The following is a 408-nucleotide window of genomic DNA, read 5'->3' as shown; positions in this document are numbered from 1 at the left end:
ATGGCGGTCACGGCGGCGTCGGAGCACCGTTCCACGCACTTGGGGAACACGTACTTGTTTTGCAGCACCGGATGCAAGGCCAAATTCGTCGCCGATCCGGCGCGATATGCCAGCGGTGACGCGGGCATAGGCACAGGCAGCGGCCATGCACCGCATCACCATGCCAGCACCGCAGTTTCACCGGCCCCGGCGGCATCGCCAACCGCGCCCGGAACCATCTACACCTGCCCGATGCACCCGGAGATCCGCCAGGATCATCCGGGAACCTGCCCCAAGTGCGGGATGACGCTGGAGCCTCTGCTGCCCGACCTCGATGACGACAACCCGGCGTTGCGTGACTTCTCGCGTCGCTTCTGGTGGACCTTGCCGCTGACGCTCGTGGTCTTGGCGCTGGCGATGCTGGGCGAG

1 protein-coding gene is annotated in these 408 nt (G+C 66.2%); it reads left to right on the top strand.

Features of this window, described 5'->3' with window-relative positions; genetic code table 11:
• On the top strand, positions 1-408 hold a 408-nt coding region (locus tag KVT32_RS28920; protein WP_217619293.1), incomplete at its 3' end, for a heavy metal-binding domain-containing protein.

The organism is Achromobacter sp. GbtcB20 (assembly GCF_019091095.1).
Lineage (GTDB): Bacteria > Pseudomonadota > Gammaproteobacteria > Burkholderiales > Burkholderiaceae_B > Achromobacter > Achromobacter mucicolens.
The sequence above is the reverse complement of the archived record's forward strand: the minus strand, read 5'-3'. Positions and strand labels throughout refer to the sequence as shown.